25 protein-coding genes and 4 tRNA genes are annotated in these 23,272 nt (G+C 67.4%); 26 read left to right on the top strand and 3 right to left on the bottom strand.

Features of this window, described 5'->3' with window-relative positions; genetic code table 11:
• Nucleotides 1–41: 41 nt before the first annotated feature.
• The 6 genes from plsX (at nucleotide 42) to KCG34_RS03520 (ending at nucleotide 4,420) form a co-directional block, all read left to right on the top strand.
• Complete coding sequence (gene plsX / locus KCG34_RS03545) at nucleotides 42–1,115, top strand: phosphate acyltransferase PlsX (protein WP_211939022.1); 1,074 nt, start codon at nucleotides 42–44, stop codon at nucleotides 1,113–1,115.
• Nucleotides 1,112–2,092, top strand: coding sequence for a beta-ketoacyl-ACP synthase III (locus KCG34_RS03540; protein WP_211939021.1), 981 nt, complete (start codon nucleotides 1,112–1,114; stop codon nucleotides 2,090–2,092). Before plsX ends, KCG34_RS03540 begins: the two co-directional genes overlap by 4 nt.
• Before the next feature lie 84 nt (nucleotides 2,093–2,176).
• Complete coding sequence (locus KCG34_RS03535; RefSeq protein WP_211939020.1) at nucleotides 2,177–2,479, top strand: integration host factor subunit alpha; 303 nt, start codon at nucleotides 2,177–2,179, stop codon at nucleotides 2,477–2,479.
• 14 nt (nucleotides 2,480–2,493) lie between these two features.
• Entirely contained in the window at nucleotides 2,494–2,904 is a 411-nt protein-coding gene (locus KCG34_RS03530) for a MerR family transcriptional regulator (RefSeq protein WP_211939019.1), read from the top strand.
• A gap of 39 nt (nucleotides 2,905–2,943) precedes the next feature.
• On the top strand, nucleotides 2,944–4,245 hold the full coding sequence (locus KCG34_RS03525) for a class I SAM-dependent methyltransferase (RefSeq protein WP_211939018.1): 1,302 nt from the start codon (nucleotides 2,944–2,946) through the stop codon (nucleotides 4,243–4,245).
• A 98-nt stretch (nucleotides 4,246–4,343) separates the two neighbouring features.
• Nucleotides 4,344–4,420 (top strand) — tRNA-Pro (locus tag KCG34_RS03520).
• 108 nt (nucleotides 4,421–4,528) lie between these two features.
• Here KCG34_RS03520 and KCG34_RS03515 read toward each other — a convergent pair.
• Both KCG34_RS03515 and KCG34_RS03510 read right to left on the bottom strand, forming a co-directional pair.
• Nucleotides 4,529–5,182: a hypothetical protein gene (locus KCG34_RS03515; protein WP_211939017.1), complete on the bottom strand. Its 654-nt coding sequence runs from the start codon at nucleotides 5,180–5,182 to the stop codon at nucleotides 4,529–4,531.
• A 255-nt stretch (nucleotides 5,183–5,437) separates the two neighbouring features.
• The gene (locus KCG34_RS03510) at nucleotides 5,438–5,635 is read right to left on the bottom strand and encodes a DUF2842 domain-containing protein (RefSeq protein WP_249138203.1); all 198 of its coding nucleotides are present in this window, start codon (nucleotides 5,633–5,635) and stop codon (nucleotides 5,438–5,440) included.
• 110 nt (nucleotides 5,636–5,745) lie between these two features.
• On the opposite strand from KCG34_RS03510, the gene KCG34_RS03505 reads away from it, so the two are divergent.
• The 6 genes from KCG34_RS03505 to msrB all read left to right on the top strand — a co-directional run bounded on the left by KCG34_RS03505 (nucleotide 5,746) and on the right by msrB (nucleotide 9,968).
• Entirely contained in the window at nucleotides 5,746–6,798 is a 1,053-nt protein-coding gene (locus tag KCG34_RS03505) for a COX15/CtaA family protein (RefSeq protein ID WP_211939015.1), read from the top strand.
• A 173-nt stretch (nucleotides 6,799–6,971) separates the two neighbouring features.
• Entirely contained in the window at nucleotides 6,972–7,448 is a 477-nt protein-coding gene (rplM, locus tag KCG34_RS03500; RefSeq protein WP_211939014.1) for a 50S ribosomal protein L13, read from the top strand.
• Nucleotides 7,449–7,451: 3 nt separating this feature from the next.
• Nucleotides 7,452–7,922: a 30S ribosomal protein S9 gene (rpsI, locus tag KCG34_RS03495; RefSeq protein ID WP_211939013.1), complete on the top strand. Its 471-nt coding sequence runs from the start codon at nucleotides 7,452–7,454 to the stop codon at nucleotides 7,920–7,922.
• A gap of 93 nt (nucleotides 7,923–8,015) precedes the next feature.
• Nucleotides 8,016–8,966 (top strand): N-acetyl-gamma-glutamyl-phosphate reductase, encoded by a 951-nt coding sequence (gene argC / locus KCG34_RS03490; protein WP_211939012.1) that lies wholly within the window; start codon nucleotides 8,016–8,018, stop codon nucleotides 8,964–8,966.
• Complete coding sequence (locus tag KCG34_RS03485) at nucleotides 8,963–9,409, top strand: GNAT family N-acetyltransferase (protein WP_211939011.1); 447 nt, start codon at nucleotides 8,963–8,965, stop codon at nucleotides 9,407–9,409. The genes argC and KCG34_RS03485 overlap by 4 nt, the downstream gene beginning before the upstream one ends.
• A gap of 49 nt (nucleotides 9,410–9,458) precedes the next feature.
• On the top strand, nucleotides 9,459–9,968 hold the full coding sequence (gene msrB, locus KCG34_RS03480; protein WP_211939010.1) for a peptide-methionine (R)-S-oxide reductase MsrB: 510 nt from the start codon (nucleotides 9,459–9,461) through the stop codon (nucleotides 9,966–9,968).
• Here msrB and phaC read toward each other — a convergent pair.
• Entirely contained in the window at nucleotides 9,965–11,995 is a 2,031-nt protein-coding gene (gene phaC, locus KCG34_RS03475) for a class I poly(R)-hydroxyalkanoic acid synthase (protein ID WP_211939009.1), read from the bottom strand. The genes msrB and phaC overlap by 4 nt on opposite strands.
• Before the next feature lie 111 nt (nucleotides 11,996–12,106).
• On the opposite strand from phaC, the gene KCG34_RS03470 reads away from it, so the two are divergent.
• The 14 genes from KCG34_RS03470 (at nucleotide 12,107) to KCG34_RS03405 (ending at nucleotide 23,271) form a co-directional block, all read left to right on the top strand.
• Nucleotides 12,107–12,571, top strand: coding sequence for a hypothetical protein (locus tag KCG34_RS03470; protein WP_211939008.1), 465 nt, complete (start codon nucleotides 12,107–12,109; stop codon nucleotides 12,569–12,571).
• A 114-nt stretch (nucleotides 12,572–12,685) separates the two neighbouring features.
• Nucleotides 12,686–13,912, top strand: a complete 1,227-nt coding sequence (locus tag KCG34_RS03465; protein WP_211939007.1) for an LL-diaminopimelate aminotransferase — start codon at nucleotides 12,686–12,688, stop codon at nucleotides 13,910–13,912.
• Between the two features lie 8 nt (nucleotides 13,913–13,920).
• Nucleotides 13,921–15,207: a homoserine dehydrogenase gene (locus tag KCG34_RS03460; protein WP_211939006.1), complete on the top strand. Its 1,287-nt coding sequence runs from the start codon at nucleotides 13,921–13,923 to the stop codon at nucleotides 15,205–15,207.
• Nucleotides 15,208–15,258: 51 nt separating this feature from the next.
• On the top strand, nucleotides 15,259–16,212 hold the full coding sequence (gene glpX, locus KCG34_RS03455) for a class II fructose-bisphosphatase (RefSeq protein WP_211939005.1): 954 nt from the start codon (nucleotides 15,259–15,261) through the stop codon (nucleotides 16,210–16,212).
• 239 nt (nucleotides 16,213–16,451) lie between these two features.
• Nucleotides 16,452–18,254 carry a single-stranded-DNA-specific exonuclease RecJ gene (recJ, locus tag KCG34_RS03450; RefSeq protein ID WP_211939004.1) on the top strand — a complete coding sequence of 601 codons (1,803 nt, stop codon included), beginning with the start codon at nucleotides 16,452–16,454 and terminating at the stop codon, nucleotides 18,252–18,254.
• Between the two features lie 131 nt (nucleotides 18,255–18,385).
• Nucleotides 18,386–18,460, top strand: a tRNA-Glu gene (locus KCG34_RS03445).
• Between the two features lie 133 nt (nucleotides 18,461–18,593).
• Nucleotides 18,594–19,220 (top strand): cold-shock protein, encoded by a 627-nt coding sequence (locus KCG34_RS03440; protein WP_211939003.1) that lies wholly within the window; start codon nucleotides 18,594–18,596, stop codon nucleotides 19,218–19,220.
• A 65-nt stretch (nucleotides 19,221–19,285) separates the two neighbouring features.
• Nucleotides 19,286–19,675: a PaaI family thioesterase gene (locus KCG34_RS03435; RefSeq protein ID WP_211939002.1), complete on the top strand. Its 390-nt coding sequence runs from the start codon at nucleotides 19,286–19,288 to the stop codon at nucleotides 19,673–19,675.
• A gap of 69 nt (nucleotides 19,676–19,744) precedes the next feature.
• Nucleotides 19,745–19,821 (top strand) — tRNA-Pro (locus KCG34_RS03430).
• A gap of 30 nt (nucleotides 19,822–19,851) precedes the next feature.
• Nucleotides 19,852–20,157 (top strand): ETC complex I subunit, encoded by a 306-nt coding sequence (locus tag KCG34_RS03425; RefSeq protein WP_211939001.1) that lies wholly within the window; start codon nucleotides 19,852–19,854, stop codon nucleotides 20,155–20,157.
• A 14-nt stretch (nucleotides 20,158–20,171) separates the two neighbouring features.
• Nucleotides 20,172–20,248: transfer RNA gene (locus KCG34_RS03420), tRNA-Arg, on the top strand.
• A 46-nt stretch (nucleotides 20,249–20,294) separates the two neighbouring features.
• The gene (gene chrA / locus KCG34_RS03415; protein ID WP_211939000.1) at nucleotides 20,295–21,512 is read left to right on the top strand and encodes a chromate efflux transporter; all 1,218 of its coding nucleotides are present in this window, start codon (nucleotides 20,295–20,297) and stop codon (nucleotides 21,510–21,512) included.
• Between the two features lie 27 nt (nucleotides 21,513–21,539).
• On the top strand, nucleotides 21,540–22,340 hold the full coding sequence (locus tag KCG34_RS03410; RefSeq protein ID WP_211938999.1) for an agmatinase family protein: 801 nt from the start codon (nucleotides 21,540–21,542) through the stop codon (nucleotides 22,338–22,340).
• A 70-nt stretch (nucleotides 22,341–22,410) separates the two neighbouring features.
• Nucleotides 22,411–23,271, top strand: coding sequence for a hypothetical protein (locus tag KCG34_RS03405; protein ID WP_211938998.1), 861 nt, complete (start codon nucleotides 22,411–22,413; stop codon nucleotides 23,269–23,271).
• Nucleotide 23,272: the final 1 nt, after the last annotated feature.

Below are 23,272 nucleotides of genomic sequence, written 5' to 3'. Positions count from 1 at the left end.
CTCGCCAGGCGCCAATCAACTCGAGGGGCCTAAGCGCCGTCGTGCCGGAACCCATCGTAATTTCCATCGACGCCATGGGCGGGGACCATGGTCCGTCAGTGGTCGTGCCGGGCCTTGCGCTCGGAGTCGAAACCTGGCGCGCGCGCGGCGTGAGCTTCCTGGTGCATGGCGACCAGGCCCGCATCGAGGCGGAAATGGCGCGCTATCCGGCGCTGCGGCCCCTGTGCGAGATTCGCCACACCGAACTCGTCATCGGCGGCGACGAAAAACCGGCCCAGGCCATGCGCCGAGGCAAGGGCTCCAGCCTGTGGAACGCTGTGGAGGCGATTCGCGAGGGCCGGGCCCAAGCCGCCGTATCGTCCGGCAACACCGGCGCCCTGATGGCCATCTCCAAGCTGATCCTGCGTATGGTGACGCCGGACCTGGAGCGTCCGGCGATCGTGGTCAGCTGGCCGACTTCGCGCGGCTTCACCACCGTTCTGGACGTGGGCGCCAATATCGACTGCGACGCCGAGCGCCTGGTCGACTTCGCCATTATGGGCGAGGCCTATCATCGCGCGGTGCATGGGGCCAATCGGCCCACCATCGGCCTCCTGAACGTGGGCGCGGAAGAGCAGAAGGGCCGCGACGACGTCAAGGAGGCGCACCGCCTGCTGACCGAAGGCGGCCTGAACCTGAACTACAAGGGCTTTGTCGAGGGGGACGACATCGGCAAGGGCAGCGTCGACGTCATCGTCACCGACGGCTTCACCGGCAATGTCGCCTTGAAGACCGCCGAGGGCGTGGCGCGGTTCGTGTCGGCGGAACTGCGCGCGGCCCTGACCTCGTCCCTGGTCAGCAAGATCGGGGCCTTTATCGCCCAGGGCGCGTTGCGGCGCCTGCGCGAGCGGATCACCCCGGGCGGCGGAGGGCCGCTGCTGGGCCTGAACGGCATCGTGGTCAAGAGCCACGGCGGCGGCGACGCCAAGGGCTTCGCCCATGCGGTGGGCGTGGCGGCCGACCTGGCCCAGAGCGCGTTCGCGTCAGAAATTCGGCGCAATCTGGAGCAATTGACGGCGGCCTTGAGCGAAGGCGAGGCCGAAGTCGCCGCCGTCGCGTCGGAGCACAAGGAGTGAGTTCGGTTTTGCGCAGCGCGGTCACCGGAGTGGGCGGTTATCTGCCCGAGGACGTGGTCACCAATCACGACCTGGCCAAGATCGTCCACACCAGCGACGAATGGATCGTCGAGCGCACCGGCATCCGCCAGCGCCGCAAGGCCGCGCCGGAGCAGGGCGCTTCCGACCTGGCGGTCGAGGCGGCCAAGCGCGCCCTGGACGCCGCCGGCCGCACGCCCGCCGAGATCGACCTGATCATCGTCGCCACCACCACCCCCGACCTGACCTTTCCCGCCACCGCCGCCCTGGTCCAGCGCAAGCTGGGTTGCCCGGTCGGCGTGGCTTTTGACGTCCAGGCGGTGTGCTCCGGCTTCGTCTATGCGCTGAGCGTGGCCGACGGCTTCGTGGCCCGGGGCCTTTCCAAATGCGCCCTGGTCATCGGGGCCGAGACCATGACCCGGCTGATGGACTGGACCGACCGCGGCACCTGCGTGCTGTTCGGCGACGGCGCCGGCGCGGTGGTGCTGGAGCCGGTGCAAGGGCAGGGGACCATCGAGGATCGCGGCCTCCTGGGCTTCGCCCTGCGCTGCGACGGGACCAAGCAGGACCTGCTCTATGTCGACGGCGGTCCTTCGACCACCGGCACGGTCGGCCACCTGCGCATGCAGGGCAACCAGGTTTTCCGCCACGCGGTGATCAACATCTCTGAGGCGGTGGAGGCTGCGGCTGAGGCGGCCGGCGTGCCGGTCAGTTCCGTCGACTGGTTCATTCCGCATCAGGCCAACCAGCGCATCCTTGAGGGAGTCGCCAAGCGGCTGGGCATTCCGCACGAGCGGGTGATCTCGACCGTGGCCGAGCACGCCAACACCTCGGCGGCCTCGATTCCCCTTGCGCTTGCACAGGGCGTGGCGGACGGGCGCATCAAGCCGGGCCAGATGCTGCTCTTGGAAGCCATGGGCGGCGGCCTGACCTGGGGCGCCTGCGTGATCCGTCTCTAGTTTTGCGCGGAACCCTTTGACTTATCGAACGCTTCGCGGCATTGACCTTGGCGGAGCGAGACCTTCACAACGCGGGCGAAGTCGATGAGCGGTGAGACCCTGACGCGGGCGGACCTCTGCGAAGCGGTGCACGAGGAGGTCGGGCTCACCCGTCTGGATTGCGCCGGCCTGGTCGAGCGCACCCTGGACCTGATCGCCGAAACCCTGGAGCAGGGCGAAACGGTCAAGCTTTCCGGCTTCGGCGTCTTCCAGGTTCGCGCTAAGCGCGCCCGCATGGGCCGCAACCCCAAGACCGGCGAACCGGCGCCGATCGAGCCGCGCAGGGTGATCGGATTTCGGGCCAGCCACGTGATGAAGGCCCGGGTCGACGAGGGCCTCGGGGGCTGAGGCTAGGAGTTCTGGTGGCCAAGGGTCCGGACGCGTTTCGCACCATCACCGAGGCCGCCGAGGAGCTCGGCGTGCCGCAGCATGTGCTGCGGTTCTGGGAGACCAGGTTTTCCTTTATCCGCCCGATGAAACGGGCCGGAGGGCGGCGTTTCTATCGCCCGCACGACCTCGCCTTGCTGCGCGGCGTTCGCCGCCTGCTGCACGACGAGGGCTACACCATCAAGGGCGTGCAGCGGCTGCACCGGGAGCAGGGCGCGGCGCGTCTGGTGGCGGCGGGCGGCGGCGAGGCCGGCGCATCCGATCTTCCGTTCGACGAGGCAGTTGCGGGGCCTGCGCCCCAACGCGCGCGGCTGGCTGCGGCGCTGGAGGCGCTGGAGGCCGCCAAGGCCCGCCTGGACGCGGCTTTGGCGACGACCAGGCGCTGACCCGCGGCGGCCTCGTTCCTGCAAGGGGAGCGGACATCGATGTTCGAGCAATCCCGGCTCGCCGCAGTACGGGCGCTGGCGGCCGATATAGCCGGGCATTTGCAGGGAGACCTGAGCCTTGAGCTCTGGAATGGCGAGGTGTTGCCGCTGGGCGCCACTGCGCGAGACGACGTGCGCCTGGTGCTGCGCTCACCCGGCGCGGTGCGCCGCCTGCTGCTCAAGCCCGGCCTGATGTCGTTGATCGCGCTCTATGCCGAGGGCGAGATCGACTTCTCCGGCGCCGATCCGCTGACGGCCTCGCGGCGCTTCGATCATTTGCGCTCGCTGCGCCTGGCCCGGAGCGTGGACAGGGGCCTGGCGCTGCGCAGCGCCCTGCTGTTCCTGCTGGCCCCGCACGAGCGCCGGGGCTCTGCGGCCTTCGACGCGGACGTCAGCCGAAAATTCGAACAGGGGCGCGACGACCGCACCCTGATCGCCTTCCATTACGACCTGTCCAACGCCTTCTACGAGACCTTCCTGGATCCGCAGATGGTCTATTCCTGCGCCTATTTCGCGACGCCGCAGACGCCGCTCGACCAGGCCCAGGCGACCAAGCTCGACCGGATCTGCCGAAAGCTGCGCCTTCAACCCGGTGACCGGCTGTTGGATGTCGGCTGCGGCTGGGGCGCCCTTCTGATCCACGCAGCTCTTACCTACGGCGCGGAAGGGCACGGGGTGACCCTGTCCAAGGCCCAGTTCGACTACGCCCAGGCCAGGATCGCCAAATTGGGCCTGGCGGACCGGGTCAGGATCGAACTCAGGGACTACCGCTCGGTCGACGCCCCAGAAGCCTATGACAAGATCGCCCAGGTGGGCATGTTCGAGCATGTCGGCCTGGACAATCACGACCGGCACTTCCGGCAGATGCGGGGTCTCCTGCGCCCACGCGGCCTGTACCTGCACCACGCCATCACCCGCCGGGCCACGCCGGATATCCGCAAGTTCCGCCGCATGACCCACTATCAGAAGGTCATCTCCCGCTTCATTTTTCCCGGCGGCGAACTTGACCATATCGGCCTGACCGTGACCAACCTCGAGCGCCATGGCTTCGAGGTTCATGACGTCGAGGCCATGCGCGAGCACTATCAGCTGACCCTGGAACACTGGCTGGCCCGCCTCTATGCCCGCCAGGAAAGCGCCGCCGCCGAGGTCGGCCGTGTGCGGATGCGGATGTGCCTGCTGTTCTTCGCCATCTTCGCCCGCGCCTTCGAACGCGGCACGGTCGGGGTGTTCCAGACCCTGGCCTCCAAGCGCGCGGTGGGAGCGTCGGGACTGCCGTTGGCTAGGGGCGACCTGGCGTAAGGACGCCTTGGCGTTCATGCCGGCGCAAGGAAGAAAATCGAGGTGAAGTCCGGTGTTGCGGCTGAACGGCGCCGCCCCTATAAGGGCGCTCCTCTCGGCGGAGCGTAGCGCAGTCTGGTAGCGCACTTGACTGGGGGTCAAGGGGTCGTGGGTTCGAATCCCGCCGCTCCGACCAGAGAGGCCTAGATATTGCTTTGTATCTACTATGAAATTTGGCGTCACCCCAATGGGCTGGCGACGCCTAAGCCCTACGCCGATTGTGGTTTGGTCACGGACGCGGCCGTTAGCGGCGGGGCATTACCGTGTAGTTGAGCTTTAGTTTCCGGTTGAACGCTTCGGCCGCCTGCTGGAGCAGGTTCATAAGTCGACCGGCGTCCGGACCAATATGCTCGCGAACCTGAGCAACCAGGCCATCGAGTTCGATGATTCGTCGTTTGGTGGTCTCGTTGATCGGAATGTCCACGATCTGGCCTTGGACCCTAACCGGCGCCAGGGAGTCGAGAAAGCCCAACCGACGTTCGTGATAGAAATCCAGGATATCGAGCGCCGCGTTGTGTAGCTCGTCGCGCATAATGAGGTCATTGAAGAGTTCCGCCCCCCCCAATCGGAGCACGACGCCAAGCTCGTCCTCTGTGAAATTGAGGCGTTGCTGGGTGTTAGGGAAACTCTCAACAAAGGTGGACGGGCTCGCGTGACGGTTCGGGTCAACCATGGCGAAAGCCGCCTCCAGGTGCTCGTGCGCCTTTTGAAGGTGGGAATACATTCGCCCCAGCTTTGAGAGGAGCGCTCTCGCCAGGGCCTGATCTCGCTCGAAGGCGGTATGCTTGAGTACCACCCACTGTACGGCTCCCGTGATGGACCCGCCGACGATCGAGCCAACCAGGGCCCCGACGATCGCCGCCGCGCCACCATTTCCCAGCCAACTTGTGTCCACCATTTTCGCCACCGCGTTGATGCGGGAGCGAGTATGGCCCCGCTTCTGGGGGCGAGTGCAATCTCAAGTCGTCGACGCCTTCGTCAGCAGCCGTTCAAGCCGGTGCGGTTCCTTATCGGTCTGTTTGGATAAGTCGCGGGGCTGCTCTCATAGATTCGCGGAATCCGATGGTCCGGCGGGTAGTCAGTCGTTGGATACGACACTGATCAAGAGCGCTTCCTTGGCGGGCCTGAGGTCGGCAGTCCTTGAGCGCCCCCGCTACCGCCCCCGGTTCATCCAGGTGATCAGGGGGATCAGGGGCGCGCCCCAGAGGGTTCCTGACAGGACGTAGTAGGCCAGCTTGATCAGCTGGTTGTCCGGCAGGTGGTCGGCCAAGTTGACCACGGCGATGACATAGGCGGCCAGGAAGACCAGGATGCCGAGGCCGCCGATCAGCTTGCGGGTGCGCGCGTTCATGGGGGCGTCTCCTACCCCCTGGCCGCCCGCTCGCCAACAGGGCATGGACGAGGCGGGCCAGTCGGGCTAACCGGGCGGGTCTTTTGCGCCGTCCGAGGGCTGACCGCCGTATGACCTCGTTCCTGAGAACCGACCGCTCGCGCACGGCGGCTGTCTGGCTGTTCTGCATCGCCGCCCTGGTCCTGGCCATGGTGGTGGTCGGCGGGGCGACCCGCCTGACCGGCTCGGGCCTTTCCATCACCGAGTGGAAGCCGGTCTCCGGCGTGATCCCGCCGCTGAGCCACGAGGCCTGGATGGCCGAGTTCCGCAACTATCAGCAGATCCCTCAGTACCGCTTCGTCAACCAGGGCATGACCCTGGCGCAGTTCCAGGGGATCTTCTGGTGGGAGTGGGCGCACCGCCTGCTGGGCCGGATGGTCGGGGTGGTGTTCTTCCTGCCCTTCGTCGTGCTCCTGGCCCTGCGCCGTCTGCCGCCGCGGCTGATCTGGCGCTGCGTCGGGTTGTTCGTGCTCGGCGGACTGCAGGGGCTTTTGGGCTGGCTGATGGTCAGCAGCGGGCTGGGCGGACCGCAGAACCACGAGAACCTGGTGCATGTGGCGCCCGAGATGCTGGCCGCCCACCAGGGCCTGGCCCTGATCATCTTCTGCGCCGCCATCTGGACCGGCTGGGAGGCCTGGGCGGGGCAGGCGAGGGCGTCCCGGCCCGGCGGCTGGGGACCGGCGACGGCGGCCCTGGCGACGCTGGTCTACATCCAATGCCTGCTCGGCGCCCTGGTTGCTGGCAACAAGGCGGGGCAGGTCTATAACGACTGGCCGCGCATGAACGGGGCCTGGTTCCCCAGAAGTTATGTGCTGGGCGGCCTCTGGCGCACCCTGACCCGCAGCCAGGCGGCGGTGCAGTTCAACCACCGCATCGGCGCCTATCTGGTGTTGATCCTGGCTCTGAGCCTCGCGGTCGCGGCGGCGCGCAGCCGCTATCTCGCCGGCAATTTCCGGGCGATGGCCCTGTTCACCGGCGCCCTGGTGTTGGCCCAGGCCTGTCTGGGCGTCGCCACCCTGATGCTGGCGGCGCCCCTGGCCTTCAGCCTGGCCCACCAGCTGCTGGCGGCGCTGGTGCTGGGCGCAGCGGTGACCCTGGCCTGGCGGGCGGCCCGGCTGAGCTGAAAAGGACGATGCGGTATATAGATACCGTATTGCAAAAATCCTTCTGAAATAAGGCTTTCCGAGCTATTTCGTCGCACATTGCGTGTTGACAGCACAGCCCTGCGCCTGTATCGCCGCGCCCTCAAGTCGACGTGCGGTCCGCCGTTCGTCGTTAGCTCAACGGACCCTGACCCATGACGACCAAGACCACGGCCTCGCTGAAGCCGGCGGACGTCGAGAAGAAGTGGATCGTGATCGACGCCCAGGACGCCGTGGTCGGCCGTCTCGCTTCGTTCATCGCCATGCGTCTTCGCGGCAAGCACCGCTCGGACTACACCCCCCACGTCGATTGCGGCGACTATGTCGTCGTGGTCAACGCCGACAAGGTGAAGTTCACCGGCCGCAAGCTGGCCCAGAAGACCTACTACTGGCACACCGGCCATCCGGGCGGCATCAAGGAACGCACCGCGGGCAAGATCCTGGGCGGCCGCTTCCCCGAGCGCGTCCTGGAAAAGGCCGTCGAGCGCATGCTGCCCAAGGAAAGCCCGCTGGCCCGCCAGCAACTGACCCACCTGCGCGTCTTCGCCGGTCCCTCCCACACTCATGAAGCTCAGCAGCCCGAAGCGGTCGACTTCAAGAGCTTCAACACCAAGAACGCGCGGAGCCAATAACTCATGGCCGAAGGTCTCGAGGCTCTTCAGAGCCTGTCTTCCAACCCCGCGCCCGAAGCCGTCGTCCGCGAACCGCAGATCGACGCCCAAGGGCGCGCCTACGCCACCGGCAAGCGCAAGAACGCCATCGCCCGCGTGTGGATCAAGCCCGGCAAGGGCACGATCACCATCAACGGCCGCGACCAGGAGGTCTATTTCGCCCGCCCCGTGCTGCGGATGATGATCGCCCAGCCGCTGCAGATCGCCGACCGTCTCGGCCAGTTCGACGTCACCGTGACCGTCGAAGGCTCGGGCCTGTCGGGCCAGGCCGGCGCCGTGCGCCACGGCCTGTCCAAGGCCCTGACCTATTACGAGCCGGGCCTGCGCGCCGTCCTGAAGCCGCACGGCTTCCTGACCCGCGACAGCCGCGTCGTCGAGCGTAAGAAGTACGGCAAGGCCAAGGCCCGCCGCAGCTTCCAGTTCTCGAAGCGCTGATCGGTTCTCCACAGCCGATTTCGAATTGGGGCGCTTCGGGTCACCGAGGCGCCCTTTTTCTTTGTTCTCTGCTCCAGTCTCCAGGAGGCGGCCATGGCCCCCAAGGTGTTCATCGATGGCGAAGCCGGCACCACCGGCCTGCAGATCCGCGCCCGGCTGGAGCGCCGCGAGGATCTGCGCCTGGTCTCGATCGACCCCGAGCGGCGCAAGGACCCGGCCGCCCGCGCCGAGATGCTGAACGGCGCCGACCTGGTCATCCTGTGCCTGCCGGACGATGCGGCGCGGGAAGCCGTCGCCCTGATCGACAACCCGGCGGTCAAGGTGGTGGACGCCTCGACCGCGCACCGCACCGCGTCCGACTGGTCGTTCGGCTTCCCCGAGTTCGCCCCCGGCCAGCGGGCCGCGGTCGCAGGGGCCAAGCGCGTGTCGAACCCCGGCTGCTATTCCACGGGCGCCATCGCGCTGCTGGCCCCCTTGGTCCGCGGGGGCCTGGTCCCGGCGGGCTGGCCGGTGACGATCAACGCCGTCTCCGGCTATTCCGGCGGCGGCAAGGCCATGATCGCCGAGTTCGAGGATGAGACCTTGCCGGGCCACACCAAGGTTCCCTACCGCATCTACGCCATGGGCCTGGAGCACAAGCACGTGCCCGAGATCCAGAAGCACGCCGGGCTGGCTCACCGACCGCTGTTCACCCCCGCCGTCGGCCGCTACGCCCAGGGCATGATCGTCGAGGTCCCGTTGCAGCTCTGGGCCATGCCGGAGCGCCCGGCGCCGGCCGATCTGCACGCGGCCCTGGCCAAGGCCTATGACGGCGAGCGCTTCGTCGAGGTCGCTTCACTGGAAGAGGTCGCCGGTCTCAAGACCCTGGACCCCGAGGGCCTGAACGGGACCAACCGCATGAAGCTCTACGTGTTCGGCAACGCATCTGCCGGCCAGGCGCGGTTGGTGGCCCTGCTCGACAACCTCGGCAAGGGCGCCTCAGGCGCGGCGGTGCAGAACCTGAACCTGATGCTGGGGCTGGACGAGGGGGCGGGGCTCTCATGATGCTGCGTCGCGCCAGGCTGGAGGACATGGCCGCCCTGGCGCGGCTGCACCGCAAGGCCATGCGCGAGACCCTGACCTTCCTGCCCGAACTGCACACGGCGGAGGAAGACCAGGCCTTTTTCGAGGACCAGCTCTTCCCCAACAACGAGGTCTGGATGGTCGAGGAGGACGGCAGGCCCCTGGGCTACGCCGCCCACAGCCCCGGCTGGCTGAACCACCTCTACGTCCACCCCAGCCATCAGGGCCGCGGCGTCGCCGGCGCCCTGCTGGCCCAGGTCATGGCGGACGATGATCATCTGCAGCTCTGGGCGTTCCAGAAGAACGACCGCGCCCGCACCTTCTACGAGCGCCGCGGTTTCGTGCTGGAGCGCCTGACCGACGGCGAGCACAACGAGGAGCACGAGCCGGACGCCCTCTATATCTGGACCCGTCCGGCGGAATAATTTTTGGGCGCCGGGTAACCGGTCCGCGTTCCCGGTCGTATCAACAGGCATGAGCACCCTGCCTGACCTCTCCCGCCGCCGCCTGATGGCCTCGTCCGCCGCCCTTGGGCTGTTGGGCCTGGGCCTGCGGCCCGCCCTGGCCGCTGACGCCGAGGCCGCCTATGCCGCTTCGCCGTTCCGCAAGCTGAGCGAGGCGGACTGGAAGAAACGCCTGCCGGCGACGTCCTTCAACGTGTTGCGCCACGAGGGGACGGAATATCCCTTCACCAGCCCGCTGCTGGGCGAGCACCGCAAGGGCACCTTCGTCTGCCTGGGCTGCGAGCTGCCGCTGTTCAAGTCGGACTGGAAGTACGACTCCCACACCGGCTGGCCCAGCTTCTGGAAGGCGATCTATGGCGCCCTGGGCCACAAGCGCGACCTCTCGATCGGCATGGACCGCACCGAATACCACTGCGCCCGCTGCCTCGGGCACCAAGGGCACATCTTCGACGACGGCCCTCAGCCCACGGGCCTGCGCTACTGCAACAACGGTGTGGCGGTGAAGTTCGTCCCTGCCTAGCTCTTCACCTTCACGAAGCTCCCCGGCGCGTCCTCGATCGGCTTCAAGGGGCCCTTGGCCGGATCCCGCGCCGCCACCATCGGCCCGGAGCGTTCGGCCAGCCACTTTGCCCAATAGGGCCACCAGGACCCCGGATGCTCCTCGGCCCCCTTGATCCATTCGTCGGGCGTGGCGGGCAGGGCGGGGTTTGTCCAGTGCTGGTACTTATTGGCCACGGGCGCGTTGATCACCCCGGCGATGTGCCCCGAGCCCGCCATCATGAAGGTGGTCGGCCCGCCGAACAGCTTTGCGCCCTTGTAGACCGAGCGCATGGGGGCGATGTGGTCCTCTTTGGAGGACTGCACGAACACGGGAATCTTGACCTTGCCCATGTCCAGCGTCTCGCCGCCCAGCACCAGCTCGCCCTTGGCCAGTCTGTTCTTCTGATAGAACTCGCGCAGGTAGAACAGGTGCAGGGTCTTGGGCATCCTGGTCTGGTCGGAATTCCAGTAGAGCAGGTCGAAGGGCTTGGGCTCCTTGCCCATCAGGTAGTTGTTGACGAAGAACGACCAGATCAGGTCGTTGGCCCGCAGGGCGTTGAAGGTGTCGGCCATGGCGGCGCCGGAAAGGACCCCGCCGCCCTCGTCCATCTGCTTCTCCACCGTCGCCAGCCAGTTGTCGTCGGTGAACAGCAGAAGATCGCCCGCCTCGCTGAAGTCCTGCTGGGCGGCGAAGAAGGTGGCCGACTTGATTCGCTTGTCCCCCTTGGCCGCCATATAGGCCAGGGAGCAGGAGAGCAGGGTGCCGCCGATGCAGTAGCCGACGGTGTTGACCTCCTTGACCTTGCACTGGGTCATCACCGCCTGGCTGGCGGCGTAAACCCCTTCGATCATGTAGTCCTCGAAGGTCTTGGTCGCGAGTTTGGCGTCCGGGTTGACCCATGAGGCCACGAACACGGTGAAGCCCTGGGCGGCCAGCCAGCGGATCATCGAGTTTTCGGGCCGAAGGTCCAGGATATAGAACTTGTTGATCCAGGGCGGGAAGATCAGCAGCGGGATCTCGTGCACCTTGTCGGTCGAGGGCGAGAACTGCAGCAGCTGGATGATGTCGTTCTGGAACACCACCTTGCCCGGGGCGGTGGCGACGTTGTCGCCGACCTTGAACTTCTCGAAGTCGGTCTGGCTGATCGACAGCTGACCCTCGCCGCGGGCGAGGTCGGCGGCGAAGTTCTCCATGCCGCGCACCAGGCTTTCGCCCTTGGTCTCGGCGATCTCTTTCAGCGCCGCAGGGTTGGAGATCAAGAAATTCGACGGCGAAAAGGCGTCGGTCAGCATCTTGGTGAAGAACTCGACGCGACGCTTGGCCAGGGGATCCACCCCGTCGACGCCGGAGACCAGATCGTTCAGCCAGTTCGAGGTCAAAAGGTAGGACTGCTTCATCACGTCGAACATCGGATTGTCCGACCAGCCCGGATCGGCGAACCGCTTGTCGCCCTTGGCCGGCTCGACCACCGATTCCGCCGAACCGTCGAGCGCGCGGCGCGAGGCGGTGCGCCATAGGTCGGTATAGCGGGCGAACAGGTCCGCCTGAGCCCGCATCAGCCGATCCGGCTGGGCGGCGAGGCGGCCCATCACCTCGCTGAGGGCGGGAGCGACGTTGAAGGGGTCGGGCGACAGGGCCGCAGGCCGGTCGGCCTGGCGCATGGCCGCCTCGGCGAAGGCTCCCTGGGCGGTCAGGGCGGCGCGGGCCAGGTTGGCGGAGATCGATTCGAGCGCCTGGCGCTGGTCGCTGCTGAGGAAGTCCATCAGCGTGGCGCCGGCGGCCGGCTTGGCCTCGGGCGCGGCCCTGGGCGGCTCTGGCGGCGGGGCTGCGGCGGCGGCCGGCTTGGGCGGCGGAGCCTTGGCCGGCTTCGCAGCCGTCTTTGGCTTGGGCGCCGCCTCGGCGACCGCTTTCGCCGCCCTGGCCGCTGGCTTCGCAGCCGCTTTCGGCTTGGCGGTCTTGGCCCCCTTGGCGGCGGTTGCGGCTTTGGAGGTCGGCTTGGTCGGCATGCCAGAAGTCTCCCTTACGGCGCGGCGAAACGTCATCACTCCTGCGCGCCCTTTCGCAGAAGTCCATGATCGCATAAGACCAAGACGTATTCTGTATGGCGAGAATTGGGTTTGTCGACTTCAGATCAATTCCGACCAAAGTCGAGAGGCCTGGCCCAGGCCGGCTGCGCCGCGCTGCTCGTGGCGCTGGGCGGCTGCGCCGCAGGCGGCGCCACCCCCTTCAGCGCCGGCAGGATCGACCAGCGCTCGAGCGTGGCGGGCGAGGTGGCCAAGGCCTCCGAGACCCCCGGACCCTATCCCACCTTCAGCAGCGTTCCGCCGGTTCCGCACGACATCCGCCCGGCCTCGGCCTGGCGCTCGGCCGTGGTCGGCGAGTTGGCCGACAAGCGCCAGCTGGAAGCCGAAGCCGCCTCGATCCCCTTCATCCTCAAGGACAGCGAAGCCTGGGCCACAGCCGAGCGGGCCAAGATCCCCGCCAGCGAGCTGAAGCCGGTGGCCCCGGGCGAGGCCAGCGATTCGGAAGCCTACGCCGCCGAGCAGCGGGCGCGAGCTACACCGCCCCCGGCGCCGCACTGACGGCCTCCGGGGGCTGAAATTTCGCCATTCCTTGCTGGATAGCGGGGCGATGCTTCGTCTATTCATGCCCCCGACACTGCTATGCGCGGCCCCCAGGGAGGGGCCAAGAAGATCATGACCCACGATTTCCATCGCATCCGGCGCCTGCCGCCCTACGTCTTTGAAGAGGTCAACCGAATCAAGGCGGGCCTGAGGGCCAAGGGCGTCGACATCATCGATTTCGGCATGGGCAATCCCGACATGCCGACCCCCAAGCACATCGTCGACAAGCTGGTCGAGACGGTGAAACGGCCCAAGACCCACGGCTACTCCGCCTCGAAGGGTATTCCGGGCCTGCGCCGCGCCATGGCCGGCTACTACGACCGCCGCTTCGGCGTGAAACTGAATCCCGACACCGAGGTGATCGCCACCCTGGGCTCCAAGGAGGGCTTCGCCAACCTGGCCCAGGCCCTCACTGCGCCGGGCGACGTGATCATCTGCCCGAACCCGGCCTATCCGATCCACGCCTACGGCTTCATCATGGCCGGCGGGGTGATCCGCCACGTGCCGGCCCTGTCGCCCGAGGAGTATCTGGCGGGCATCAGCCGGGCGGTGAAGCATTCGGTGCCGCCGCCGAGCGTCTTGATCGTGTCCTATCCCTCGAACCCGACCGCCCAATGGGTCGGCCTCGACTTCTACAAGGACGTGATCGCGCTGGCGAAGAAGCACGACATGCTGGTGCTGTCGGACATCGCCTATTCCGAGATCTATTTCGACGACAACCCGCCGCCCTCGATTCTCGAGGTCGAGGGGGCCAAGGACGTGGCGGTCGAGGTCAATTCCCTGTCCAAGACCTTCGCCATGGCCGGCTGGCGCGTCGGCATGGTCGTCGGCAACGCCCGCATCTGCGCGGCCCTGGCCCGGGTGAAGTCCTATCTGGACTACGGCGCCTTCACCCCGATCCAGGTGGCGGCGGCCGCAGCGCTGAACGGGCCCGCCGACTGCATCGACGAGATCCGCGGCATCTACAAGTCTCGGCGCGATGTGCTGGTCTCATCGATGCAGCGCGCGGGCTGGGAGATTCCCAATCCGCCGGCCTCGATGTTCGCCTGGGCGCCGATTCCCGAGCCGTTCCGCGAGGCCGGCTCGATGCTGTTCTCCAAGCTTCTGGTCGAGGAGGCGGGCGTGGCGGTCGCTCCCGGCCTTGGCTTCGGGGAGTACGGCGAAGGCTATGTGCGCATCGGACTGGTGGAGAACGAGCACCGTATCCGTCAGGCGGCGCGCAACGTGAAGAAATTCCTGCAACAGTCGGGGCAGATCCTCAGCCGGGCGCGCGAGGAACTGCCGGCGGCGGCGAAATAGGGACGAGCATGAAGAACACCTGGCGCATCGGCGTCGCCGGCCTGGGGACGGTCGGCGGGGGTCTGGTCAAGTTCCTGACCGAGCGGCCGCATTTCGCGCCGGCCGGCGGAACTGCGGTGATCACCGCCGTCTCGGCCCGCGATCGCAGCCGCCAGCGGGACTTCGACATTTCGGGCTACGAATGGTTCGACGATCCCGTGGCCCTGGCCTCCTCGCCGGATGTCGACATCTTCGTCGAGCTGATCGGCGGTTCGGAAGGTCCGGCCAAGGCGGCGGTGGAGACGGCGCTGCGGCTTGGCAAGCCGGTGGTGACCGCCAACAAGGCCCTGATCGCCGTCCATGGCCGCGAATTGGCCGAACTCGCCGAATCGGTCGGCGCGCCGCTGCTGTTCGAGGCGGCGGTGATGGGCGGCACGCCGGCGGTGAAGATGCTGCGCGAGGCCATGGTCGGTGACGAGGTCGACGCCGTGGCCGGCATCCTCAACGGCACCTGCAACTATATCCTGACCGAGATGGAGCAGGGCTCGCGCCCCTTCGCCCAGGTGCTGGCCGAGGCCCAGCGGCTGGGTTACGCCGAGGCCGACCCCACCACCGACGTCGGCGGGTTCGACGCGGCGCACAAGATTTCGATCCTGGCCGCCCTGGCCTTCGGCTGCGCGCCGCACTACGCCGCCGCCGAGGTCGAGGGGGTCGATCAGGTCGAGCTCCTGGACATCAAGCTGGCCGGCGATCTGGGCTATCGCATCCGCTTGGTGGCCAGCGCAACCCGGTCGGCCGACGGCGTTTCGGTGCGCGTGCACCCGGCCCTGGCGCCGATCGGCCATCCGCTGGCCGAGACCCGCGGCGCCTTGAACGCGCTCTTCATCGAGGGGCGACGGATCGGCCGCATCTTCATCCAGGGCCCGGGGGCAGGTTCCGGCCCGACAGCGGCGGCGGTCGCCGCTGACATCTCCGACGTGATGACCGGCGCCCGGCGGCCTGTTTTCCAGGCGCCGGCCCAGTCTCTGCAGCCCTTCGCCAAGATCGACGCGGCCCACAATGTGGGTAAGGCCTATTTGCGCTTGCTCGTCCGCGACCAGCCGGGCGTGATCGCGGCGGTGTCCGAAACCCTGGCTGAGGTCGGCGTGTCGATCGATAGTTTCCTGCAAAAGCCGGTGGAGGATGCAGGCGGGGTTCCGATTGTGCTAACCACCCACGCAACACCGGAGGCGGCGGTGCTGGAGGCGGCCAGGCGCATTGCAGCCCTGCCCGCGGTTCTGGCGCCGCCCAAGATGTTGCGGATCGCGCGCGTCTGAGGCCGTTTCTCGGCCCGCCTCTGGGCCAACTATGGGGCAGGAGACCCTTTGATGAGTTCTAACGATCTGGACCGTAGCCTTGTGCTCGACGCGGTCCGCGTGACCGAGGCCGCCGCTATCGCCGCCTGGCGCGAGGTCGGCCGCGGCGATGAAAAGGCCGCCGACCAGGCCGCCGTGGACGCCATGCGCAATGCGCTGAACACCCTCGACATCGACGGCGAGATCGTCATCGGCGAGGGCGAGCGCGACGAGGCGCCGATGCTCTACATCGGCGAAAAGGTCGGCAAGGGCAAAGGCCAGGCGATCGACATCGCCCTCGACCCGCTGGAAGGCACCACCCTGACCGCCAAGGCCATGGCCAATGCGCTGGCGGTGATGGCCTGGGCCCCCAAGGGCACCCTGCTCAACGCCCCTGACACCTATATGGACAAGATCGCCTGCGGCCCGGGCTTCCCGGAAGGCATCATCGATCTCGACGCCTCGCCGGCCGACAACGCCGCCGCCCTGGCCAAGGCCAAGGGGGTCAAGCCTGAGGACATCACGGTCTGCGTGCTCGATCGTCCGCGCCACGCCGAGATCATCGCCTCGCTGCGCAGCATCGGCGCCCGGGTGCACCTGATCACCGACGGCGACGTGGCCGGGGTGATGAACACCGCCGAGCCCGAGACCGGCATCGACATGTATATCGGCCAGGGCGGCGCGCCCGAGGGCGTGCTGGCCTGTGCGGCGCTGAAATGCGTCGGCGGCCAGTTCCAGGGACGCCTTGTGTTCCGCAACGCAGATGAAAAGGCGCGCGCCACGCGTCTCGGCGTCACCGACTTCGACAAGAAGTACACCCTGCACGAGATCGTTCGCGCCGACGCCATCTTCGCCGCCACCGGCGTGACCAAGGGCGCGCTGCTGGACGGCGTGCGGTACGATGCCGGCTATGTCTACACCCACTCGCTGGTGCTCAACTCCTCCAGCCGCACGATCCGCGAAGTGCGGATGAAGCGGGCGCTTTGAGGTAGGCTGGAGCAGCTTGAGATTCGCTTGTTTCGCCGCTGGCTGAGGTCGGCGCACGGAACACCTCTCCCAGAGGGAGAGGGAGGGGCCCGCGCCGAAGGCGTGGGAGGGTGAGGGGTTGCGCCGTTTCAGGATGAATCTGAGAGGTCGTACCCCCTCAACCTCCCATTCGCTTCGCGAACGGGCCCCTCCTTCTCCCCACGGGAGAAGGGAAATTCGCACTGGCTAGGACAGATATAATGGACGACGCCTCAGGCCTGGACGCCTTTCTCGGCGTCTCCCGCTCGCTGAGCGGACGGGCGTGGCGGCGACGGCCGGCGGACAGCGCCTTGGCGCGTTCTCACGCACAGCGGCTCGGGCTGTCGGAGCCCCTGGCGCGGGCCCTGGCGGCGCGCGGCGTCTCGGCCGAGGCGGCCGAGGATTTCCTCAATCCGACGCTGAAGGCGCTGTTTCCCGACCCCTCCAGCTTCACCGACATGGACCGGGCGGCCGCCATCCTGGTAGACGCCGCGGAGCGGGGTCGGCCATGCGCGGTGTTTGCAGATTATGATGTCGACGGCGCCTCCAGCGCCTCGCAACTGGTGCGCTGGTTCCGCGCATTGGGGCGCGAGTTGCCGATCTACGTTCCCGACCGCATCACCGAGGGTTATGGCCCCAGCCCCGCCGCCTTTCGTCATCTGAGGGAACAGGGCGCCGAACTGGTGGTGACGGTGGATTGCGGCGCGGCGGCCTATGACGCCATCGCCGAGGCCGAGCGGATCGGGCTGGAGGTTGTGGTGATCGACCACCACATGATGCGCGAGATCCCGCCGCCCGCCGCCGCCCTGGTCAATCCCAACCGCCCGGACTGCCTCTCCGGCCAGGGCGTTCTGGCCGCAGCCGGGGTGACCTTCGTGCTTTTGGCCGCCCTGAACCGGGAGGCGCGGCGGCGGGGCCTGTTCGAGGGCCGCGCCGAGCCGGACATTCGCCAATGGCTGGACCTGGCGGCCATGGGCGCCATCTGCGACGTGACCCAGCTGGTGGGCTTCAACCGCGCCCTGACCGCCCAGGGGCTGAAGGTGATGTCCAGCTGGAGCAATCCGGGCCTGAAGGCGCTGCTGGATGTCGCCAAGTCCAAGGGGTCGGCCACGACCTTCCATGCCGGCTTCATCCTGGGCCCCCGGATCAATGCTGGCGGCCGAGTGGGGCGTTCCGACCTTGGGGTGCGCCTGCTCTCCACCGACGATCCCGAGGAGGCGAGGGCGCTGGCTGAACAGCTCGACGCCCTGAATGTCGAGCGCAAGGCGGTCGAAGCCCAGGTGCTGGACGAAGCCGTGGCCATGCTGGAGGGGCCTTCAAACCTGGATCCCGACCTGCCGGTATTGCTCGTCGCCGACGACCATTGGCACCCGGGCGTGATCGGCATTGTCGCCGGCAGGCTGCGCGAGCGTTACCGCAAGCCGACGATCGTGATCGGCCTGGACCCGGTCACGGGCGTCGGCAAAGGCTCGGGCCGGTCTCAGCCTGGGGTCAATCTTGGGCGTGCCGTGCAGGCGGCGTTCGACGCCGGACTGCTGCTGGCCGGAGGCGGCCACGCCATGGCCGCCGGCCTGACCGTGCGCCGCGACGCCATTCCCGAACTGCGAGCCTTCCTGTGCGAGACCCTGGCCGCCGAGCGCGAAGTGGCCGCCGCCCTGGACGTGGTCGAGATTGACGCCCTCGTCGCGCCCGGCGCCGCCAGCCGCGACCTGTTCGAGGACTTCCAGCGTCTGCAGCCCTTCGGTCCCGGCAACCCGGAGCCGATGTTCGCTGCGGCTGACGTGCGGCTGGAGCAGGTGAATATGTTGCGCGGCGGACACATTCGCTGCCAATTGAGCGATGGCCAGCGGGGCCGGCTGAAGGCCGTGGCCTGGCGGGCAGGGGATACCGAGCTTGGGCGGAGGCTGTTGTCGGGTGGCGGGACCCTGCATGTGGCCGGCCGCCTGAAGGCCGACGACTGGAACGGCCGCCAGGGCGTCGAGCTCGAGATCGAGGATGTGGCCGATCCGCGCATGCGCGCCTGAGCGCCGCGAAACCGGGAAATTTCCCCTTATTTTGAAACGCTCAGCGGGTTTGAGACTTTTTCTGCAAGCTCCGCAGACAGAGGCTTGCACCCGCGAATGAAGGCGGATATATCGCCCCTCCTTGCCGCCGCGGTCCCTTCGTCTATCGGTTAGGACGCCAGATTTTCAATCTGGAGAGAGGGGTTCGACTCCCCTAGGGACTGCCAGCGGGCGCCTCCTCATCCCGATCGCGCCTGCCCAAACTTGGTGATTCAAGTCTTGACGCACTGTTCTAGGCAGAACAGTGTTATAAACGCGTGCTCGTTCGTCTTTGTTCTTTGAACGAGCGAGAGGGGCGGGATGTCTAGTTACGGTTTTAGCGACGCTGATTCCCAAGAGGAGTCGGTTCGCATCAGCGGCCACGTGAAGTGGTTCGATGCTGGCAAGGGCTACGGATTCATTGTGCCCGACGATCCAAGTCAGACGGGCATGAAGGATGTGCTTTTGCATGTCACCAGTCTCAGGCAGACGGGGCGGGAGACCGCGCTGGAAGGCTCGACCATAGTTTGCGAAGTCGTGCGTCGGCCGAAAGGCTGGCAGGTCTCGACGGTGCATGAGTTGGACGAGTCTACCGCGCAGCCGGCCGAACGGCCGCACAGATCCATGGACCGTGACAACGGCTTCCGCCGCGACTCCTTCGACCGGGGCGGACATGGGCGCGATCACGGCGGTTTCCGCGATCGTCCGCCGCGCCGGCCGCCGATGGAAGCCGGTCCGCTGGAGCGGGCGCGGGTGAAGTGGTTCAATCGCACCAAGGGCTATGGGTTCGTGATCCGCGAAGGCTCGTCGGGGGACATCTTCGTGCATATCGAGACACTGCGCCGCAGCGGGCTGGAGGACCTTCAGCCCGGTGAGGACGTGATGGTGCGGTTCGCCGAAGGGCCCAAGGGCCTGGTGGTCGCCGAGATCTCGACCGACAGCCGGTGAGCGGGCTCGGGGACTCCCGGGGGCCAGACTCAGAGCAGGAGATACCGGCGCCGCCGGACGGTTTCGTGCGCAGCGAAAGCCGCGGGCCGTTCTCGGTTCACATCGGCCCCTATTTCCACGCCCGGCCGGACGAGGGCGCGCAGCACGCCTTCTATGTCCTGCGCCGGCACTGCAACGGCATGGGCATACTGCATGGCGGCATGGTCAGCGCCTTCATGGACGGCCTCCTCGGCGCGGCGGTGGGGCGGGCGACCCGCACGGCCAGCGTGACCATCCATCTGTCGCTGGATTTCCTCTCCATGGCCCGGGCCGGCGAGTGGGTGATCGGCAATTCGCGCGTCACCCGTCACACCAAGGACCTGGCCTTCGCCGAGGGGCGCCTGCACGTGGGCGAGAAGGACATCGCCCGGGCCAGCGGGGTCTTCAAGCTGATGCACCGCAAGATCGAGGCCTGAGCGTTGAAGCAACGGACCCTCGTTGCGGCGCAGGGCACGACGTGGCAAAAGCCGCGTTCCGAGGTTTTGCGGGGCGTAGCGCAGTCTGGTAGCGCATCTGCTTTGGGAGCAGAGGGTCGCGTGTTCGAATCACGCCGCCCCGACCACCTCGGGACGTGAAACTGGAGACCGGCCGCATGCTCGCGCGCATCTATCGTCCGACCAAGACCGCCATGCAGTCGGGCAAGGCGAAGACGAACGACTGGGCGCTGGAGTTCGAACCGGAAACCGCCCGCCTGCCGGACCCCCTGATGGGCTGGTCGCAGTCCCGGGACATGAACGGCCAGATCCGCCTGACCTTCGAGACCAAGGAAGAGGCGATCGCCTATGCCCAGGGGCGCCAGATCCCCTTCCGCGTCACCGAGCCCAAGACGCCCAAGCGCTTCATCAAGGCCTACGCCGATAATTTCGCCTTTTCGCGCAAGCAGCCCTGGACCCACTGAGCCTCCACGCCGTGGACCCCGTAGCTCAACCGGATAGAGCATCCGCCTTCTAAGCGGACGGTTGCAGGTTCGAGTCCTGCCGGGGTCGCCATCTCGCCCGCATTGGGCCATCTAGGAGGCCTCGCGAAGGGGGCGTGATGGATCAGGGGGCGGAGACTACGGCGGCGCCGGGATCCTGGGCGGAGGTGCTTTGGGCCTTCCTGCGCCTTGGCTTGACCTCGTTCGGCGGGCCGGTCGCCCATATCGGCTATTTCCGCCAGGCCCTGGTCGTGAAACGGCGCTGGCTGAGCGAAGCGGCCTTCGCCGACCTGGTCGCCCTTTGCCAATTCCTGCCCGGTCCGGCGTCCAGCCAGGTCGGGTTCGCCATCGGGCTGATGCGGGCCGGCCCACTGGGCGCCCTGGCGGCCTTCATCGGCTTCACCCTGCCTTCGGCGCTACTGATGACCGCCTTCGCCCTGGGCGCAGCTTCGCTGGGCGGAGCGGTCGGCGCGGGCCTCTCCCACGGCCTGAAGCTGGTCGCCGTCGCCGTGGTCGCCCAGGCCCTGATGGGCATGGCGCGCAGCCTGACGCCGGATGCGCGGAGAGCGGGGATCGCTGTGCTGGCCCTCGTCGTGGTCACCCTGGCGCCACCCGCCTGGGCGCAGATCGAGGCCATCGCCGGCGGCGTGCTGGCGGGCCTGGCGCTTTGCCGGACAACGGCCGAGACGCGGCCGGAGGTTCTGGCGCCGCTCGTTCCGCAGCTGGCCGGCCTTGCGGCGCTGGGGCTGTTCCTCGCGCTCCTGATCGGCGCGCCGCTGCTGGCCCAGGCGGCCGGCTCCCGGCCGTTGGCGGAGTTCGCCGCCGTCTATCGCTCCGGCGCGCTGGTGTTTGGTGGTGGCCATGTGGTGCTGCCGCTGCTGAAGGATGCGGTTGTCAGCCCTGGCTTTGTGGACCCGGGCCGGTTCCTTGCGGGCTATGGCGCGGCCCAGGCGGTTCCGGGCCCGCTGTTCAGCTTCGGCGCCTATCTGGGCGCGATCATGGGCGGACCCCAGCATGGCCTTGCCGGAGCCGCCCTGGGCCTGGCAGCCCTGTTCCTGCCGGGAATGCTGATCCTGCTCGCCGCCCTCCCGTTCTGGGGCGCCCTCAGGCGGCGGCCGGCGGCCCAGGCGGCCATGGTCGGCGCCAACGCCGCGGTGGTCGGCATTCTCGCCGGCGCGCTCTATGATCCCGTCTGGACCAGCGCGGTGCTGGACCGGGGAGATTTCGCCGCCGCAGCCGCCGGCTTCGTGCTGCTGACCGGATTTCGCGCCCCGCCGTTGGTGGTGGTGGTCCTGGGCGCCGCATTCGGGATATTCAGGGCGCTCCACCACATTTGAAGGCTCACGGGAAGGAAACGACAGAAATTGGTCAGCATCGCGCTCCTGGGCGTCCCCAACGACGAGAACTCCTCCTTCGTGCGCGGCCCGGCCGAAGCGCCGCCCCTGATCCGGCGGGAGCTGTTCAGCGACTGCTATAGCCTCTGGAGCGAGACCGGCGTTGACCTGGAAAACCGGTTCAGGGACCTGGGCGACGTCGCCTTTGCTGACGACGTCGATCCCTGGATCGCGATCGAGACGGCCGTCGACGAGGGCCTGGCGGCCGGCGATCCCCTGATCGCGCTGGGTGGCGACCACGCCATCACCCATCCGATCCTGAAGGCCGTGCGGCGGCGCCATCCGCGCCTGGCCATCCTGCACATCGACGCCCACGCCGACATCTATCACGCCTACCAGGACAACCCCCGCTCCCACGCCTCGCCCTTCGCCCGGATCATGGAGGAGGGGCTGGCCGACCGGCTGATCCAGGTGGGCCTGCGCACCATCTGCGACGAGCATCGCGCCCAGTTCGAACGCTTCGGGGTCGAGGTGGTCGAGGCCCGGCATTGGAAGGACGGCCTGAAGTTCGCCTTCGACACCCCGGTCTATGTCTCGCTGGACATCGACGGCATCGACCCGGCCTTCGCCCCCGGCGTCTCGCACCGCGAGCCTGGCGGCCCGTCGGTGCGCCAGGTGATGGACCTGATCCAGGCCATCGACCAGCCGATCGTCGCGGCCGACGTGGTCGAATACAACCCGCGCTGCGACCTGGGCGGCCAGACCGCCACCGTGGCCGCCAAGCTGGTCAAGGAGATCGCGGGGATGATGGTAAGGACGGTTCAAGGTTGAGAGCGGCGTCAGAGGTTGGAAACGCGCCGCCGCCCCAAGCAGACATCCTCAATAGGATTGCAATTGGCAAATGGCTGATCTGCGCAACTCTCTGACATCAATTGAGCTTCCCGACCCGCCCCAAGGCTGGTTCGAATGCCGGCATGCGCTGCTCAGTGACGGAAGCCTTGCGCTGATCCGTGTGAACAGGGATTTCGGGCGGGACCGTGGGAGCTTCAACTGGCGGACTTCGCGCCTTCGACTATCGAGTTTCTCTTACGGGGTCGAAAGCCCAGCGATTGAGGTCGATGGGTGCATTTGGCCAAATGTGTGCCGGCTGAGCGACGGGTCATGGCTCGTCGCTGCAGCACGGGCGCGGGAGGGAGAAGCCAATGCTCGACTGTTCGATCAATTCGGGGCGGCGTTAGGCGCGTTTGCGATGGGTGATGGCCTGGAGCACGTCATCTGCACGGCCAAAGGCGCCACGTGGGTAGGCTATTTCGACGAAAGCGAGCGAGCTGCTCGCCTCCTCGCCCTCGACGCACATGGTGACCGCACCTGGGCGTTGACCGGTGAGCCATATGTCCTCGACTGCTATGCGCTTAGTGTGACTGGCGAAACGGCGTGGGCCTGCACCTATCCGGACTTTCCGATCCTTCGCATTGAGAACGGCAAGCTTTCGTCATGGGCAAATGTTGAGATTGCGGGCGCTCGCGCAATCGTCGCCAAAGGGGACCATGTCATCCTGGCCGGTGGCTACGAGCCGGACAAAAGCCGCGTGGCGCTCCTGAAGCTCGGGGCCCGCACGGCGCAGTTGGTCGCCAGCATCGAATGGCCGGCCATTGCTGAACCATCGGCGTTTGTCGGCGGGCGCGACGGGGTGCTCCACGTCGTCGTTGGAGGGCGATGGCGGCAGCTTGCGATCTACGATTGGCTGGAAGTGCTCAGATAGG

It is taken from the genome of Phenylobacterium montanum (assembly GCF_018135625.1).
GTDB lineage: Bacteria > Pseudomonadota > Alphaproteobacteria > Caulobacterales > Caulobacteraceae > Poindextera > Poindextera montana.
The sequence above is the reverse complement of the archived record's forward strand: the minus strand, read 5'-3'. Positions and strand labels throughout refer to the sequence as shown.